Annotated in this window: 10 protein-coding genes; 5 read left to right on the top strand and 5 right to left on the bottom strand. The window is 72.6% G+C overall.

The genetic code is table 11. The features are described from left to right. Positions 1–54 precede the first annotated feature (54 nt). Together ABZ464_RS03120 and ABZ464_RS03125 are read left to right on the top strand one after the other, a co-directional pair. The gene (locus ABZ464_RS03120) at positions 55–810 is read left to right on the top strand and encodes an SDR family oxidoreductase (RefSeq protein ID WP_359270087.1); all 756 of its coding nucleotides are present in this window, start codon (positions 55–57) and stop codon (positions 808–810) included. Positions 811–869: 59 nt separating this feature from the next. Beyond that, complete coding sequence (locus ABZ464_RS03125) at positions 870–1,253, top strand: MerR family transcriptional regulator (protein WP_359270653.1); 384 nt, start codon at positions 870–872, stop codon at positions 1,251–1,253. A 13-nt stretch (positions 1,254–1,266) separates the two neighbouring features. On the opposite strand, the gene mfd is transcribed toward ABZ464_RS03125, so the two are convergent. The 3 genes from mfd to ABZ464_RS03140 all read right to left on the bottom strand — a co-directional run bounded on the left by mfd (position 1,267) and on the right by ABZ464_RS03140 (position 8,462). Further along, positions 1,267–4,800: a transcription-repair coupling factor gene (gene mfd, locus ABZ464_RS03130; RefSeq protein ID WP_359270089.1), complete on the bottom strand. Its 3,534-nt coding sequence runs from the start codon at positions 4,798–4,800 to the stop codon at positions 1,267–1,269. A 294-nt stretch (positions 4,801–5,094) separates the two neighbouring features. Then, positions 5,095–7,677, bottom strand: coding sequence for an FtsX-like permease family protein (locus ABZ464_RS03135; protein ID WP_359270092.1), 2,583 nt, complete (start codon positions 7,675–7,677; stop codon positions 5,095–5,097). Continuing rightward, positions 7,674–8,462, bottom strand: a complete 789-nt coding sequence (locus ABZ464_RS03140) for an ABC transporter ATP-binding protein (protein WP_359270094.1) — start codon at positions 8,460–8,462, stop codon at positions 7,674–7,676. Before ABZ464_RS03140 ends, ABZ464_RS03135 begins: the two co-directional genes overlap by 4 nt. Before the next feature lie 555 nt (positions 8,463–9,017). Here ABZ464_RS03140 and ABZ464_RS03145 point away from each other — a divergent pair. From ABZ464_RS03145 to ABZ464_RS03155, 3 genes are all read left to right on the top strand, one after another. Further along, the gene (locus ABZ464_RS03145; RefSeq protein WP_359270656.1) at positions 9,018–10,733 is read left to right on the top strand and encodes an MFS transporter; all 1,716 of its coding nucleotides are present in this window, start codon (positions 9,018–9,020) and stop codon (positions 10,731–10,733) included. A gap of 167 nt (positions 10,734–10,900) precedes the next feature. Further along, a complete protein-coding gene (locus ABZ464_RS03150; protein WP_359270096.1) occupies positions 10,901–11,308 on the top strand; it encodes a DUF485 domain-containing protein in 408 nt (135 codons plus the stop codon). Between the two features lie 59 nt (positions 11,309–11,367). Then, complete coding sequence (locus ABZ464_RS03155; protein WP_359270659.1) at positions 11,368–12,951, top strand: cation acetate symporter; 1,584 nt, start codon at positions 11,368–11,370, stop codon at positions 12,949–12,951. 137 nt (positions 12,952–13,088) lie between these two features. Here the strand turns inward: ABZ464_RS03155 and ABZ464_RS03160 are convergent, their stop codons facing one another. Beyond that, positions 13,089–13,973 (bottom strand): cellulose-binding protein, encoded by an 885-nt coding sequence (locus ABZ464_RS03160; protein ID WP_359270099.1) that lies wholly within the window; start codon positions 13,971–13,973, stop codon positions 13,089–13,091. Positions 13,974–14,139: 166 nt separating this feature from the next. Then, positions 14,140–17,118: an SUKH-4 family immunity protein gene (locus tag ABZ464_RS03165; RefSeq protein ID WP_359270102.1), complete on the bottom strand. Its 2,979-nt coding sequence runs from the start codon at positions 17,116–17,118 to the stop codon at positions 14,140–14,142. Position 17,119: the final 1 nt, after the last annotated feature.

Raw genomic sequence — 17,119 nt, forward strand, 5'->3', positions numbered from 1 at the left:
CCGCCGGACCGGCGCTTGACCCTGACACCGGCGTCAGGGTCCGAGGATCCCCGCATGACCGGAACGAACAGCCCCCGAACCGTCCTCGTCACCGGCGCCGGCACCGGCATCGGCCGCGCCACCGCCCACGCCTTCGCCGCACAGGGCGACCGCGTGATCGCCGTGGGCCGCCGCCCGGCGCCCCTCGCCGGGACCGCCGCCCACGACGAGGACCGCATCACCCCGCTCGCCGCCGACCTCACGGCCGAGGACGGCCCGGCCGACGTCGTCCGCACCGCCCTGGAACGCCACGGCCGCATCGACGTCCTCGTCAACAATGCCGCCATCGTCACCACCGACTCCCTGCGCACCTACACCCTCGCCTCGGTACGCCCCCTCCTCGCGACCAACCTGGTCGCTCCCCTCCTCCTCACCCAGGCCGCGCTGCCCGCCCTGGAGGAGAGCCGGGGTGTCGTCGTGAACGTGACGACGTCCGTCGGGCAGCGTGGCTGGCCGGGCAACTCCCTGTACGCGGCCGGGAAGGCCGCCCTCGAAGTGCTCACCCGCAGTTGGGCGGTCGAACTGGCGCCCCTCGGGATCCGGGTCGCCGCGGTGGCGCCCGGCGCGATCGAGACACCGATCGCCGACCACACCGGCTGGACGCCAGAACAGCGTGCCGCGATCCGCGCCTGGCAGCTCGCGCACACCCCGCTCGGCCGGATCGGCCGCCCGCAGGACGTCGCCTGGGCGATCACGCGACTCGCCTCACCCGAGGCCTCGTTCGTCACCGGGGTGATCCTCCCGGTGGACGGCGGCGCGGTCGTCGCATGAGACTGACGTGCATGCAGCAGCCAGGCGACACGACGGCCCCCGGTCCGCCCCGACCACGCCTGCGCATCGGCGAGCTCGCCGAGGTCACCGGAGCCTCCGTGCGCGCCCTGCGCCACTACGAGCGGGCGGGGCTGATCGTCTCCGAGCGCGCCGCCAACGGCTACCGCTTCTACGACCCCGCCGTCGCCGTCCGCGTCCGCAACATCCGCAGCCTCGTACGGGCGGGGCTCACCCTGGACGACGTACAGGTGTTCCTGCCCTGTCTGGACCGGGACGTGACCGCGTCCCCGCCGACCGGGCGGACCCTGGAGGTCGCGCTGCGGCGGCTCGCGGTCATGGAGGAGCGGATCGCCGCCCAGGTCGCGGTCCGTGACCGGCTGGCGGCGGCCCTGGCGGAGGCCCTGGCGGAGGCCACCGGCGGACGGATCCGACCGGTGGCCTGACGGCCCTCGACTCCTACGACCCCAGCACCGACGCCAGGAACTCCCCCACCCAGCCCAGCAGTTCCCGGCCGACCAACGGCTTGCCGCCGACCTTCGCCGTCTTCGGGCGGGGCACGAGGACCTGGTGGACGGCCGGCTTGATGACGGAGCCGGGGTACAGGCGCTTCAGGCGCAGCTCCTGCGACTCACGCAACTCCACCGGCGCGAAACGGATGTTGGTGCCCTGCAGAACGATCTCGCCGACCCCGCACGCGCGTGCCAGCATCCGCAGCCCGGCCACCAGCAGCAGGTTCTCGACCGGCTCGGGCAGCTTGCCGTAACGGTCGACGAGTTCCTCCCGTACGGCCTTGATGTCGTCCTCGGAGTTGGCCGAGGCGATGGCACGGTAGGCCTGCAGACGCAGCCGCTCGCCGGGGGCGTAGTCGTGCGGGACGTGCGCGTCGACCGGCAGCTCGATCTTGACCTCGAGCGGCGGCTCCTCCTCGATCCCACCGGTCTCCAGCTGCCGCCGGTAGTCTGCCACGGCCTCGCCGACCATCCGGACGTACAGGTCGAAGCCGACACCCGCGATGTGGCCCGACTGCTCGCCGCCGAGGAGGTTTCCGGCCCCTCGGATCTCCAGGTCCTTCATCGCCACGTACATGCCCGCGCCCATCTCGGTGTGCTGGGCGATCGTGGCGAGCCGCTCGTGCGCGGTCTCCGTCAGCGGCTTCTCCGGCGGGTACAGGAAGTACGCGTACCCGCGCTCGCGGCCACGGCCCACCCGGCCGCGCAGCTGGTGCAGCTGGGAGAGACCGAAGGTGTCGCCGCGCTCCACGATCAGGGTGTTGGCGTTGGAGATGTCGATGCCGGACTCGACGATCGTCGTCGAGACGAGCACGTCGAACTTCTTCTCCCAGAAGTCGACGACGACCTGTTCGAGGGCCGACTCGGACATCTGCCCGTGGGCCGTCGCGATCCGCGCCTCGGGGACGATCTCCCGCAGCCGGGCCGCCGCGCGGTCGATCGACTCGACCCGGTTGTGGATGTAGAAGACCTGGCCCTCGCGCAGCAGTTCACGGCGGATCGCGGCGCCGATCTGCTTCTCCTCGTACGGGCCGACGAAGGTGAGCACCGGGTGGCGCTCCTCCGGCGGGGTGGTGATCGTCGACATCTCGCGGATGCCGGTGACCGCCATCTCCAGGGTGCGCGGGATCGGGGTCGCCGACATGGTCAGCACGTCGACGTTGGCGCGGAGCTTCTTCAGCTGCTCCTTGTGCTCGACGCCGAAGCGCTGCTCCTCGTCGACGATGACCAGGCCCAGGTCCTTGAACTTCGTCTCCGAGGAGAACAGGCGGTGGGTGCCGATGACGACGTCCACCGCGCCCTCGTGCAGGCCCTCCAGGACCGCCTTCGCCTCGGTGTCGGTCTGGAACCGGGACAGCGCCCTGACGTTGACCGGGAACTGCGCGTACCGCTCGCTGAACGTGCCGAAGTGCTGCTGCACGAGCAAAGTCGTCGGGACGAGGACCGCGACCTGCTTGCCGTCCTGGACGGCCTTGAACGCGGCGCGGACCGCGATCTCCGTCTTGCCGTAGCCGACGTCACCGCAGATCAGGCGGTCCATGGGGACCGTCTTCTCCATGTCGTCCTTGACCTCGGCGATGGTGGTGAGCTGGTCGGGGGTCTCCGCGTACGGGAACGCGTCCTCCAGCTCGCGCTGCCACGGCGTGTCCGTGCCGAACGCGTGCCCGGGGGCGGCCATGCGCGCGGAGTACAGCTTGATCAGGTCGGCGGCGATCTCCTTGACGGCCTTCTTCGCGCGCGCCTTGGTCTTCGTCCAGTCGGCGCCGCCGAGCCGGTGCAGCGTGGGCGCCTCGCCGCCGACGTACTTGGTGATCTGCTCCAGCTGGTCGGTGGGGATGTAGAGGCGGTCGCCGGGCTGGCCGCGCTTGGCGGGGGCGTACTCGACGACCAGGTACTCGCGCGTGGCGCCCTGCACGGTGCGCTGCACCATCTCGATGTAGCGGCCGACGCCGTGCTGCTCGTGGACGATGTAGTCGCCCGCCTCCAGGGTGAGCGGGTCGATCGTCTTCCGGCGGCGCGCGGGCATGCGCGCGCCGTCCTTGCCGGCCGCCTTCTGGCCCGACAGGTCGGTCTCGGTGAGGACGACCAGCTTCAGCGCCGCGTCCACGAAGCCGTACTCGAGGGAGCCGCACGCCACATGGACGACGGACGGGCTCAGCGAGGCGATGTCCGTGTCGAGGCGGGCGGCGACGCCCTCGCCGCCGAGGACCTCCACCGTGCGGGCCGCCGGGCCGTGGCCCTCGGTGACGAAGACGACGCGCCAGCCGTCGGCGAGCCAGCCCTTGGTGTCGGCGAGGGCCTTCGCGGTGTCGCCGCGGTAGGTCTCGGGGGCGTGCATGCCGAGCTGGAGGGTGTCCGCCTCCAGCTCGAGGTCGGCGGCGAACGGCGACACGGACCACCACATCATGTCCAGCTCGCGCGCGCGGTCGCGGACGTCCGCGATCGACCACAGGGAGGCCGCGCCGACGTCGATGGGCGCCTCGCCGCCGCCGGCCGTGGCCGCCCAGGACGCCTGCAGGAACTCCTGCGAGGTCGCCACCAGGTCGGCGGCGCGCGTACGGACCCGCTCCGGATCGCATACGACGGCCATGGCGCCCTTGGGGAGGACGTCGATGAGCAGCTCCATGTCGTCGACGAGGACGGGGGCGAGGGACTCCATGCCCTCGACCGCGATGCCCTCGGCGATCCTGTGGAGGAGTTCGCCGAGTTCCGGGTGCTGTTCGGCGAGGGCACGCGCACGCGTGCGTACGTCGTCCGTCAGCAGGAGTTCACGGCAGGGCGGGGCCCACAGGCCGTGCTCGGCGACTTCGAGGGAGCGCTGGTCGGCGACCTTGAAGTAGCGGATCTCCTCGATGTCGTCGCCCCAGAACTCGATGCGCAGGGGGTGTTCCTCGGTGGGCGGGAACACGTCCAGGATGCCGCCGCGCACGGCGAACTCGCCGCGCTTCTCGACGAGCTCCACGCGCGCGTACGCGGCTGCGGCGAGCGCTTCGACGGTCCGGTTCAGGTCGGCCTGCTCGCCGGTGCGCAGGGCCACCGGTTCCAGGTCGCCGAGGCCCTTGACCTGCGGCTGGAGGACCGAGCGGACCGGCGCCACGACGACCGAGACCGGGCCCGTCTCGGGGTCGTCGGGGCGCGGGTGGGACAGCCGGCGCAGCACGGCGAGGCGGCGGCCCACGGTGTCGCTGCGGGGGCTGAGGCGTTCGTGCGGGAGCGTCTCCCAGGAGGGGTACTCGACGACGCCGTCCGGCGGCAGCAGGGAGCGCAGGGCGGCGGCCAGGTCCTCGGCCTCGCGGCCGGTCGCGGTGACGGCGAGGACGGTGCGGCCGGTCTCGCGGGCGAGGGCGGCGATGGTGAAGGGGCGGGCCGCCGGGGGGCCGACCAGATCGATGTGCATGCGGTTGCCGTCTGCGGCCGCGGGGATCGCTTCGGCGAGGGCGGTGTCCTTGACGACGGCGTCGAGCAGACCGTGCAGGCTCATTCGGGGCGGCTTTCGTCGGTGGGTGGGCAACGCGAACGACCCGGCACGCGTCACGGGCCGGGGGTGTCCAGGGTACGACGGGGCGCTGCCGTTCGCCGGGGGCTGTGGACAACCAGGGTTTCTCAGGGGGCGGCCCTGACACTCCCGCCAGGGCTCCGCCCCCCTGGACCCCCGACCTTCGCCGCCCACCACCCGACTCGGTCGGACGGGGAAGGCACCGAGAAGCCCCCCGCGCTTCTCGGTGCCTCGGCCGTGCCCCCGTATATGCGCCCGTATGTGCGCCCGTATCGCCGTCTAGTCCGTCGCGATCGCGTTCAGCACGTTCATGCGGCCGGCGCGGAAGGCGGGGATCAGGGCCGCGAACAGGCCCACGAAGGCCGAGCCGATGAAGACGGCGGTGATGGTCGGCCACGGGATCTCGAGGACGGTCAGGCCCTCCAGGGCGAGGAGCTGCTGGGCGGTGGCGCCCCAGCCCATGCCCAGGCCGAGGCCGAGGAGGGCGCCGAAGAGGGCGATGACCACCGACTCCATGCGGATCATGCGGCGCAGCTGGCGGCGCGAGAGGCCGATGGCGCGCATCAGGCCGATCTCCCGGGTGCGTTCCACCACCGACAGGGCCAGGGTGTTCACCACGCCCAGGATCGCGACGACGATCGCGAGCGCCAGGAGGCCGTAGATCAGGTTGAGGAGCTGGCCGATCTGGTCCTTCAGCGCCTGCTTGTAGTCGGTCTGGTCGCGGACGCTGTACTGCGGGTAGTCGTGCAGGGCGGACTTCAGGGACGTGTAGGCGGCGTCCTGCTGTCCGTCCTTCGCCGAGGCGAAGACCAGCTGGTCGAGGGGGAGCTTGTCGGCCGGGACGTACTTCTTCATCGTGTCGATGGAGGTGTACATCGCGCCCTGGTCGATGACGACGTCACTGCTGGTGATCGCGCGGACGGTGAGGCGGGCCGTGGAGCCGTTGTCGAACGCCACCGCGATCTTGGATCCGAGATGGATGTCGTGGTCCTTGGCGAACGTCTCGTGGACGGACATCGAGTCGGGCTTGTAGGCGTCGGCGAGCTTGCCCGCGACGGTCTCGGTGCGCAGGTCCGTAGCGTAGCTCGGGTCGGCGGCGGTGATGGCCGTGCCGTCGAGCGTCTTCCCGTCGGGCGTGGTGAAGTCGGCCTTGGTCCACTTGTACTCGGTGACCCGCTCCAGGCCCGGCGTGTCCTTGACCGCCTGGACGGCCTGCGGGGTGATGAGCTGCCCGTTGTCGCTCTGGATGATGAAGTCCGTGCCGACGGTCTTGTCGAGCTGGTCGGTCGCGGAGGCGACCATGGAGGAGCCGACGACCGAGAGGCAGGCGACCAGGGCGAGGCCGATCATCAGCGCGGCGCCGGTGGCGCCGGTGCGGCGCGGGTTGCGCAGGGCGTTGCGTTCGGCCATGCGGCCGACCGGGCCGAAGGCCCTCAGCAGGACCGCGCCGAGGACACGGACCACGCCGCCCGCGAGCAGCGGGCCGATGACGACGAAGCCGATCAGCGTCAGCACCACACCGAGGCCGAGCCAGAGGGAGCCCTCCTTGGCCTTGTCGGCGGCCGAGGCGAGGTAGAGGCCGTAGCCGCCCGCTCCGGTCAGCAGCAGCCCCAGCACGGCCCGTACGACACCGGCCTTGGCGTCGGCCGGGGCGCCCGCGTCGCGCAGCGCGGCCATCGGGGAGACCTTGCCGGCGCGGCGGGCGGGCAGGTAGGCGGCGAGGACGGTGACGATCACACCGAGGGCGAGGCCGACCACCGGGGTCGTCCAGGCCACCGTCAGATCGTCGGTGGAGAGGTTCATGCCGGTCGCGCCCATGAGCTTCATCAGACCGATCGCGAGGCCGACGCCCGCGCCGACGCCGAGCACCGAGCCGACGAAGCCGAGCAGCAGCGCCTCGGCGAGGACCGAGCGGTTGACCTGCTTGCGGCTGGAGCCGATGGCCCGCATCAGGCCGATCTCCCGGGTGCGCTGGGCGACCAGCATGGAAAAGGTGTTGATGATCAGGAAGATGCCGACGAGGAAGGCGATCCCGGCGAAGCCGAGCATCGCGTACTTCATGACGTTCAGGAAGCCGCCGACGTCCGCGCGGTTGGCGTCGGCCGTCTCCTTGGCGGTCTGCACCTTGTAGCCGGCCGTGCCGAGCTCCGCCGTGACGTTCTTCTTCAGCTGGTCGTCGCTGACGCCGGCCGCGGCCGTGACGTTGACGTTGGTGTACACGTCCGGCTCGCCGACCAGGGTCTGCTGGGCGGTCCTCGTGTCCAGGTAGAAGATCGCGGCGCCGGGGTTGGTGACCTGGAAGGCGGCGATGCCGGAGATCCGCGCGGTGTGCGTGCCGACCGCGCTGATCACGCCGATCTCGTCGCCGAGCTTCAGGTGGTGCTTGTCGGCGGTGTCCTTGTCGACCATGACCTGGCCGGAGCCCTGGGGCGCCGCACCGGAGGTGATCTTCATGGTGCGGGCGTCGTTGCCGTTCCAGCTGCCGACGATGGTCGGGGCGCCGCTGGACGGGGAGAGGTTGTCCTTGTCGGCGTCCACGACGGTCACCGAGGTCGAGAAGACGGTCCCCTCCGCCGTCTTCACGCCCTGGGCCTCGCGCACCTTGGTGAGCACGGAGGCCGGCATGACCGGCGGCTTGCCGTTGTCGGAGGTGGTCTCACCGGTGTCCGAGGCGTCCTTGGCGCTGACCGTGACATCGGAGGAGGTGGCGGCGAACAGCTTGTCGAAGGTGGTGTTCATGGTGTCGGTGAACACCAGCGTGCCGCAGACGAAGGCGACGGAGAGCAGGACCGCGACGGCCGACAGGGCCATGCGTCCCTTGTGCGCGAAGAAGTTGCGCATCGAGGTCTTCATGACGGTCATGACGTACGCCCCCGCGCGTCGAAGTCCTTCATGCGGTCCAGGACGGCGTCCGCGGTCGGCTTGAACATCTCGTCGACGATCCGGCCGTCGGCGAGGTACAGCACCCGGTCCGCGTACGAGGCCGCCACCGGGTCGTGGGTGACCATCACGATGGTCTGCCCGAGCTCGTCGACGGAGCGGCGCAGGAAGCCCAGGACCTCGGCGCCCGCGCGCGAGTCGAGGTTTCCGGTCGGCTCGTCACCGAAGATGATCTCGGGGCGGGCCGCCAGGGCGCGCGCCACGGCGACCCGCTGCTGCTGACCGCCGGAGAGCTGGGTGGGCCGGTGCTTGAGCCGGTCGGAGAGTCCCACCGTGTCGACCACGCGCGCGAGCCACTCCTTGTCGGGCTTGCGGCCCGCGATGTCCATGGGCAGCGTGATGTTCTCGATCGCGTTGAGCGTGGGCAGCAGGTTGAACGCCTGGAAGATGAACCCGATCCGGTCCCGGCGCAGCTTCGTGAGCTTCTTGTCCTTCAGGCCGGTGATCTCGGTGTCGTCCAGGTAGATCTGACCGCTCGTCACGGTGTCGAGACCGGCGAGGCAGTGCATCAGCGTGGACTTGCCGGACCCCGAGGGGCCCATGATCGCGGTGAACTGCCCGCGTGCGATGTCCACGTCGACGTGGTCCAGGGCGACGACCCGGGTCTCGCCGGACCCGTACGCCTTGACGACCTGTCGCGCCCGCGCGGCGACGGCCGTACGCCCTCCAGTGCCCCCGTGCCTGGGAATGGTCACAGCCGAAGTCACGGTAAGTCTCCTATGTCGGAAGTGAATGGATCGCACTCGACCGCGGTGGATGACCGGGGAGGAGTGCGCGTGGTGCGCGTAGTGCGCCAAGTGCGAGTAGTGCGGGAGGTGCTACGTCGAAGAGTCTGGCGGCGGGAGGGGGTCCGGCGCGCTGGTGCCGGGACCCGTCTTTCCGGGGGGTTAACCCCACCCTCCGCCGCTGGGGCTGGCCACCCCCAACGGCATAAAGCCAGGTTAAGAAGGCACCCCGGTCTGTCTCGTCCTCCGCCGGTACGAACCCTCCCCGAGACGTAGTACGGAGGTACCCCTAGGGGCTCTCCACCACCGGGTGGAGCGGCACTCGGGGTCGACTCCACCCTTCGGCCCCGCGTCGCTCCACCCCCGATGGCCTCAGGCTGCACCCTTCCGTCGCGTGAAGGTCAAGGCTCCCCTGGAGAGAAGGGCAAGTGGGAAGCTGTCCTCCGGCGGATAGGTGCAGGGGGCACGGGAGACGGCAGGGGAGGGCATCCGGTGGGGGACACGAGACCCGCGACACGTGAGGCCGCGCCGCAGCGCATGGGCGGGCAGCGGCGGGGCGCGGTGGTGGCCGCGCTGATGCTCTCCATGGCGCTGGCCGCCCTGGACTCCACCGTCGTCTCCACGGCCGTCCCGCAGATCGTCGGCGACCTGGGCGGGTTCTCGGTCTTCTCGTGGCTGTTCTCGGGCTATCTGCTCGCGGTGACGGTCACCCTGCCCGTCTACGGCAAGCTCTCCGACACCTTCGGCCGCAAGCCGGTGCTGGTGGTGGGCGCCGCGCTGTTCCTGCTGGGGTCGCTGCTGTGCGCGCTCGCCTGGAACATGGCGGCGCTGATCGCGTTCCGCGTGGTGCAGGGGCTGGGCGGCGGCGCGCTGCAGGGCACGGTGCAGACGCTCGCCGCCGATCTGTATCCGCTCGAGGAGCGGCCGAAGATCCAGTCGAAGCTGTCCACGGTGTGGGCGGTGTCGGCGGTGGCGGGTCCCGGTCTGGGCGGAGTGCTCGCGGCGTACGCGGACTGGCGCTGGATCTTCCTGGTCAACCTGCCGATCGGGGCGGTGGCGTTGTGGCTGATCGTCCGTCATCTGCACGAGCCGCACAGGGAGTCGCTGCAGGGATCTTCGGCACTCGCACGTGGGGACGAGGAGACACGGCCGGGATCTCGTGCACGCGCGCGTGGGGATCAGGAGACGCCGGCGGAATCGTCGGCACACGCGCGTGAGGACCGGAAGACGCGGCCGGGATCTCGTGCACGCGCGCGTGAAGACCGGAAGACGCCGGCGGAATCGTCGCCACGCGCGCGTGTGGACTGGGTCGGGGCTCTGGCCGTGTTCGCGTGCGGTGGGGTGTTGTTGACCGCGTTGGTGCAGGGCGGGGTGGCCTGGCCGTGGTGGTCGGGGCCGTCGTTCGGGCTGTTCGGTGCGGGGCTGGCGCTGGCGGGGCTCGTGGTGGTCGTCGAGCGCCGGGCGGCGGAGCCGATCATCCCGGGGTGGGTGTGGCGGCGCCGTACGATCGCCGCGGTCAATCTGGCCCTGGGCGCGCTGGGCCTGCTGATGGTGGCGCCCTCGGTGTTCCTGCCGACGTACGCGCAGTCGGTGCTGGGCCTCGGCCCCGTGGCGGCCGGCTTCGTGCTCTCGGTGTGGACGCTGAGCTGGCCCGTGTCGGCCGCGCTGAGCCAGCACGTCTACCGGCGGATCGGCTTCCGTGACACCGCGCTGCTCGGCATCGGCGCCGCCGCGCTGATCCTGCTGGCGTTCCCCTTCCTGCCGTATCCCGGCGCGGCCTGGCAGCCGGCCCTGTTGATGCTGGTGCTCGGGGCGGCGCTCGGCCTCTTCCAGCTGCCGCTGATCGTGGGTGTGCAGTCGACGGTGGGCTGGTCGGAGCGCGGGACGACGACGGCGTCGGTGCTGTTCTGCCGGCAGACCGGGCAGACGATCGGCGCGTCGGTGTTCGGCGCGGTCGCCAACGGGGTGCTGGCCGCCCGGCTGGGCGGGGCGGGCGATCTGGACTCGGTCACCCGCGCGCTCGACGCAGGTACGGCGCCCGAGTCCGTACGGCGCGCTGTCGCGAGCGCCGTGCACGCCGTGTATCTGGGCGCGTCGTGTGCCGCCGCGCTCGCGTTCCTGGTGCTGCTGTGCGTGGCGCCGCGCCGGTTCCCGGTGCTGGGCGAGCAGGACCGGAGCGAGCCGCCGACGACGGAAGGGACGGAGGAGCAGCCGGGGGAGCAGCCGGAGCGGCGGCGGGGTTATCGGGGGTAACACCGCAGGTCAGCGGCCGGTTCGCATAGTAAGCGCATACCGACCGACCAGTTTGGTGAAAAGACTTCGCACCGACCGTACTCCCGAGTAACGTGCGTGGCTCGCCACCCCCACCCCACCTCCCTGCGGTCCGCCGCCACGGGCCCGAGCCATGCAAGGAGCACGGGATGTCCTACGACCCGTCCCGCCCCGACCCGACCTACCCCTGGCAGCCGCCACCCCAGCCGCCCCCCACGTCCCCGCGCCACCGACCGGACCACCAGGCCCCGCTCGGGCACCACAGCGACCTGCGGATCCTGCGCGGCGCCTACCGCCGCCAGCGACGCGTCGCCACGCTCACCGCGCTCGGCTACTTCGTCGTGTTCCTCGTCCTGTCCGGCTTCGCGCCGTCCCTGATGACGGCCACCGTCACCACCGGACTGCCCGCCGGCCTCCTCCTCGGGCTGATCCAGCTCCCCGTCACCTTGCTGGCGATCGCCGTCTACGAGCACACCGCCCGGCGCCGGGTCGACCCGCTCGCCGACCGCATCCGCAAGCAGTCCGAGATCGACGTACGACGGGGGACCACCCGGTGAGCACGGCAAGCACCCACCTCGCGGCCTCCGTCACGGAGTTCAGCGGCGACGCGCAGACCATGTCCCTCGCCGCCTTCACCGCGGTCGCCACCGTCACCCTGCTGCTGTGCGTGATGACCGGCCCCGACCGCGACGACCTCGACGAGTTCTACACCGGCTACCGCTCCCTGTCCCCGCTGCGCAACGGCCTCGCCATCGCCGGCGACTACATCTCCGCCGCCACCGTCCTCGGCACCGGCGGGGTCATCGCCCTGTGCGGCTACGACGGTGTCGTCCTCGCCCTCAGCACGGCCCTGTCGCTGATGCTGCTGATGTTCCTGCTGGCCGAACCCCTGCGCAACGCGGGCCGGTTCACCATGGGCGACGCGCTGGCCAGAAGGATGCCGGGCCGGGCCGTACGGATCACCGCCTGCGCCGTCACCCTCGCCGCGCTGCTGCCGATGATGCTGGTGCAGCTCGCCGGCACCGGACAGCTCCTCGCGTTCATCCTGGGCTTCTCCGGAGACTCCGTGAAGACCGGCTGCGTCGTCGTCATGGGCGCGCTGATGATCAGCTACGCGGCGATCGGCGGCATGAAGGGCACCGCCCTCATCCAGATCCTGAAGATCGTGACCCTGCTCGGCTCCGGTGCCGCCGTCGCCCTCGTCGTCCTCAGCCGCTTCGACTGGAACCCGGGCGCCCTGTTCGACGCGGCCGCGAAGGGCAGCGGGGTCGGCGACGCGTTCCTGCGCTCCGGCCTGGAGTTCGCCGGCAGCCCGTACCCCCGTATCGACATGATCACCTCCCAGCTGTCGGTGGTCCTGGGCGGCGCCTGCCTGCCGCACATCACCATGCGCATGTACACCGCCTCCAGCGCCCGCCAGGTGCGCCGCTCGCTGTCCTGGGCGGTGTCCGGCGTGGCGGTGTTCGTCCTGGTCATGACGGTCGTCGGATTCGGGGCCACGGCCCTGGTCGGCCGCGCCGCGATCGCCGCCGCGGACCCGCAGGGCAACACCGCCTATCTGCTGGGCTCACGGGCCGCGTTCGGCACGGACGTGTCCACCGCGGAGACCCTGCTGTTCACGGCGGTCACCACGGCGATCTTCCTCACCGTCCTCGCCTCCGTCGCCGGCATGATCCTCGCCTGCGCCAACTCCCTCGCCCACGACGTCTTCGCGGCACGCGCGCGTGCGACGACCCCGCAGCGCGAGATGCTGATCGCCCGGCTGTCCGCGCTGGCCGTCGGCGTACCGACGATCCTGCTCGCCACCCAGGTGCAGCACCGCAGCCTGCAGCCCCTGGTCACGCTCTCCTTCTGCCTGGGCGCGTCCGCCCTCGCCCCCGCCCTCGTCTACAGCCTCTTCTGGCGCCGCTACACCCGCACCGGCCTGCTGTGCACGCTCATCGGCGGCACCCTCGCCGTCCTGCTCCTCATGCCGGGCACGAACCTGGTCTCCGGCTCGCCCGCCGCCGCGTTCCCCGAGGCCGACTTCAACTGGTTCCCGTTCACCACCACCGGCATCGTCACCGTCCCCCTCGGCTTCGCCTTCGGCTGGCTCGGCACCCTGGCCTCGGGCCGGCGCGGCGCCGAGGAACAGCGCCGCCAGTACGAGGCCGTGGAGGGCTGGATCCTGGCGGGAGCGGCGGCACGCAAGGACAACTGACGACCGGCCGGACGGTCCCGTGGCCTGTCCGTCGGCTTGGCATGCAAGCGGGCCCGTCCTGCACCCCGCCGTAGGTCGTGCGGCGTGCAGGGCGGGCCCGCGGTCCTCGGCCCGAGGAGGGCTCGGGGACCCGGGGATCACTCCGCCGGGCGGCCCGTGAGCGCTCTCAGGCTCTCCTGGACCTGCTCCATGTGCGCCCGCACCTCGTCCGAGTGCTCATGGTGCTTGCGGATCACCCGTTCCGTCTCCTGGGCGATGCGGTCCTCCTTCAGCCGGGCCTCGGCGAGGATCTGCGTGGCACGCGCGCGTGCCTCCTCCTGACGCCGGCCGATCGACTCCTGGGCCTCGGCGAACTCCCGCTGCGCCGCGGCCAGGGCCTCCTCGGCACGGGCCACCGCCCGCTCGTTGTTCGCCTCCATGGCGGCGATCCGCTCGGCGAGCTCACGGTCCGCCTCGGCCCACTTCTCGGCGTGCTCGTGCTTCGGTTCCACGAGCAGGCCCGCGGTGCGCTGCCGTACGTCACGCAGCGCGTCGAGCTCCGCGCCGCGGAACTCCTTGACCTTGCGCCGCGCGGTGACCCGGATGCCCTGCGCCTCGGCGCGCGCGGCGAGCAGCCGCTTGTGGGCGTGCTCCTTGGCCTCCGTGCGGATCGTCTCCGCCTGCTCCTGGGCAGTGCGGCTCAGCGTCTCGGCATGCTCCTCGGCCTGCGCGACCTCCTCCGCCGCCTCCCGCCGGGCGCGCTCGACCATCCCGGCCGCCTCTTCCTGTACGAGATCCCACACGCGCCGTGCGCGCTCCCCGAGGGTGTCGTACGTCTGCGGCTTGATCTCCGTGCAGGCCTCGCGCAGCCGCTTGGCCTCCACCACCATCTCCTTGGCGAGCACCGTGAGCCGGGTGACCCGCTCCCAGGCCGCGTCGCGTTCGGCGGAGAGCGCGGCGGTGAACGTGTCGACTTCTTTGGGCCGGTAGCCGCGCCCGAGAACGGTCACGAACCCCGGCGATGACACCCGTGCGCTGCTCATGCTGTAGCCCCTTCCACCAGACGAACGCGAAATGATGATTTCCCGCATATCTTGATGTATCGGACTTAAGTGTTCATAACGCGACACTCCGGGCGCGCAAAAGGGCCGGGTCGGTCATCCGACCGGCCCGGCCCTCGACACACCCGGTGTCAGCGCGAGACACGCCTCACAGCAGCCCGTCCCACATCTGCTCCAGCAGCACCGACCACCAGCTCTCCGGCGAACCCAGCGCCGCCGGGTCCAGCGAGGCCAACTGGGCCTGGAAGTCCACCGTCCAGCGCCCCGCCTGCTCCTGGTTCAGCCCGAACCGCAGCCGCCACATCCGGCCCAGCAGCGCGAGGCACCGCTGGAACTCGGGCAGCCCGGTGTTCACGAACTGCGGCGGCACGGACCCACCGCCCGGCCCCGCCTCCACCGGCACCGCGACGATGTTCGCCGTCCCGTACTGCACACAGATCGCCTTGCCGAAATCACTGCCCATGACGAGGTACGACCCCGCGTCCGGCGCCGGCTGCACACCGCGCTCCGCCGCCAGCTCCGCCAGCGTCGGCACCGGCCGCCCCGGCTGGGCCTGCGCCCAGAAGAACGGCCCCATGTCCATCGGCAGACCCGCCACCACCAGCGTGTGCGCCACGACCGGCGGCACCCCCTGCCGGGACACCGCGGCCTGCTCGAACCGGAACAGCCCCGGCCCGAACGCCGCACCCAGCTCCTGCGCGACCCCCTCCGGGGGGATCGGCGGAACCGGCTGCACCGGCGGCAACGGCGCCCGCACCGGCGCGGGCCGCGCGGGACCGTCGGCCACCTGGTGCAACTCGCCCTGGTGCACCAGCAGCTGCTGCATGCCCTGCTGCCGGCTCGCATGGTCCGTGCCGTACGGCGCGATGCTCGCCAGCCGTGCCTGCGGCCACTGCTCCCGGATCATCCGCGCACAGTACGCACCCGGCAGCTCGCACGACTCCAGCTCGGTGTGCAGCTCCAGCACCTGGTCCGGGGGCACGTTCATGGCCCGCAGCTCATGGAAGATCTGCCACTCCGGGTGCGGGGTGCCCGGCGCCGAACGCCGGATCACCTGCTGCTCCGACCCGTCCTGCGCGCGGTAGCGCAGCACGGCCTGGTAGCCAGGACCGACCGTCGGCTGCCCGGGCGGCTGCTGCGGATACCCGTACGCCGGCGGCTGCCCCGCTCCGGGCATCCCCGGAGGCATGCCCTGAGGGGGCCCCGGGGGCATACCGGGGCCACCGGGCGCCATACCCGGAGCGCCCGGCGCACCCGGGGCGGGCGGCGGGGGCGCACCGGGGCCGCCGACCGGGGGTCCGGCCAGCACGGTCTGCGCCTGGTGCGGGGCGCCGGGCCCACCGGGCATACCCGGCCCGCCGGGTGCCCCCGGAACTCCGGGCGCCTGCGGTGCGCCGGGAGCACCCGCCGGAGCCTGCGGCACACCAGGGGCGCCCGGCGGCTGCGGCGCGCCCCCGACTCCACCGGGCACACCCGGCCCACCGGGCCCTCCCGGACCCATCTGCCCGGGGTTGGCCAGCATGGTCGCGGCATGGTGAACACCGCCGGGAGGAGCACCACCCGGCGTGTTCGGTCCGGCGGGCTGATTCGGCGCACCCGGCCCGCCCTGAGCGTTCGGCGCACCCGGAGCACCTGGCGCACCCGGAGCACCCGGCGCCTGCGGCGCACCGGGCCCGGCCGGCCCGTCCGGCCCCAGGGCCGACACCAACTGCGTGGGCACATAGCCACCCGCCGCGGCGGCACCGGGCGCACCCGGACCGGGCGGCGGCGGAGGCGGCGTACCGCCCGGCCGCGCACCCGGGGCCCCCGGCGCGCTCGGCGGAGGCGGCGGCGTGGCCCCACCGCGACCCCCACGACGCGGGGGCGGAGCCGCCTTGCTGGTCGCGGCATCGGCGATCTCACCGGCGTTCGGCGCGAGCGACCGCCCGGGCGCACCCCCACCCGGGGCACCGGCCCCGTACGACGGCACACCCGCCTGCGGCTGAGGAGGCGGCGGAGGCGGAGGCGTGGCCCCCTGCCCGGCACCGGCACCCCCCGGGCCCTGCGGATACCCGTACGACACCCCACCGGGCCCCTGAGGCGGAGCCGGCGGCGGAGGCATGACCCCCTGCCCGGCCCCCGCACGACCGGGGGCACCGGAACCACCGGGCCCCTGCGGATACCCGTACGACGACCCGACCGGCCCATGGGGCGAGGGCGGAGCCGGCGTGTTGCCCGGCGCCCCCGGCGCGCTCTCGGCGGAGACGCGGCCCGAGGCGTCCATCGCCGGGGCGACCGCCGTCGGCGGGAGCTGGCTGCCGCCCTTCATCAGGGCCGTCTTGGCGTCCGGCAGCCCGGCGGGCGGCGGCGCCGGTTCGTCGGAGCCGCTCAGCGGCGGCGCGAAGACCGTCGCGGGCAGCGGTACGGAACGGTCGTCGCCGGCGTCGGCGTTCGTGTCCGTCCCCGTCCAGGGCGTCGCCCCGGCGGGCGTCGGCGCGACAGGTCCCCCCGGCGCACCGGGCGCGGGCCCCGTCGGCACCCCGGGCTGCGTCTGCGGAAGCCCACTGCCCGGCACTCCGGGCTGCGTCTGCGGCAACCCACTCCCCGGCACCCCGGCCTGCGTCCGCGGCAGCGAGGGATCCGGCGTCGCGCCCCCACCCTCAGCACCCGCCGACACACCGGCACCGGTGCCGGCACCGGCACCGGCACCGGCATCAGACCCGGCAGCCCCGGACCCGGCCCCAGACCCGCCCTCGGCCCCCCGCCGCTCCCCGATGCCCAGCTTGTCCGCCGCCTCCTGCAACCACTCCGGCGGCGACAACAAGAACGACGTCTGATTCAGATCCACCCGCGCCGCAGGCGCCGGCACCGCGTCCTGGGGCTCGTCCGGGCGGCCGTACTCCTCCTCGTAACGGCGGACCACCTCACCCACCGGCAGCGCCGGCCACAACGTGGCCTCCCCGCTGTCCCGGGCGATCACCAGCCGCTGCGCACCCCCGTCCGACCGGGGCCCCTCGGGACGGTCCTCCGCCCACACCACGAACCCGAGCCCGAACTCCCGCACCCGCACCTCACGATGCTGGTACGCGGGAACGTCCCCGTTGATCCACTCCTCGGCGCGCTCCTGCGCCTGCGCGAACGTCACCATC

The organism is Streptomyces sp. NPDC005820, from assembly GCF_040630255.1.
Lineage (GTDB): Bacteria > Actinomycetota > Actinomycetes > Streptomycetales > Streptomycetaceae > Streptomyces.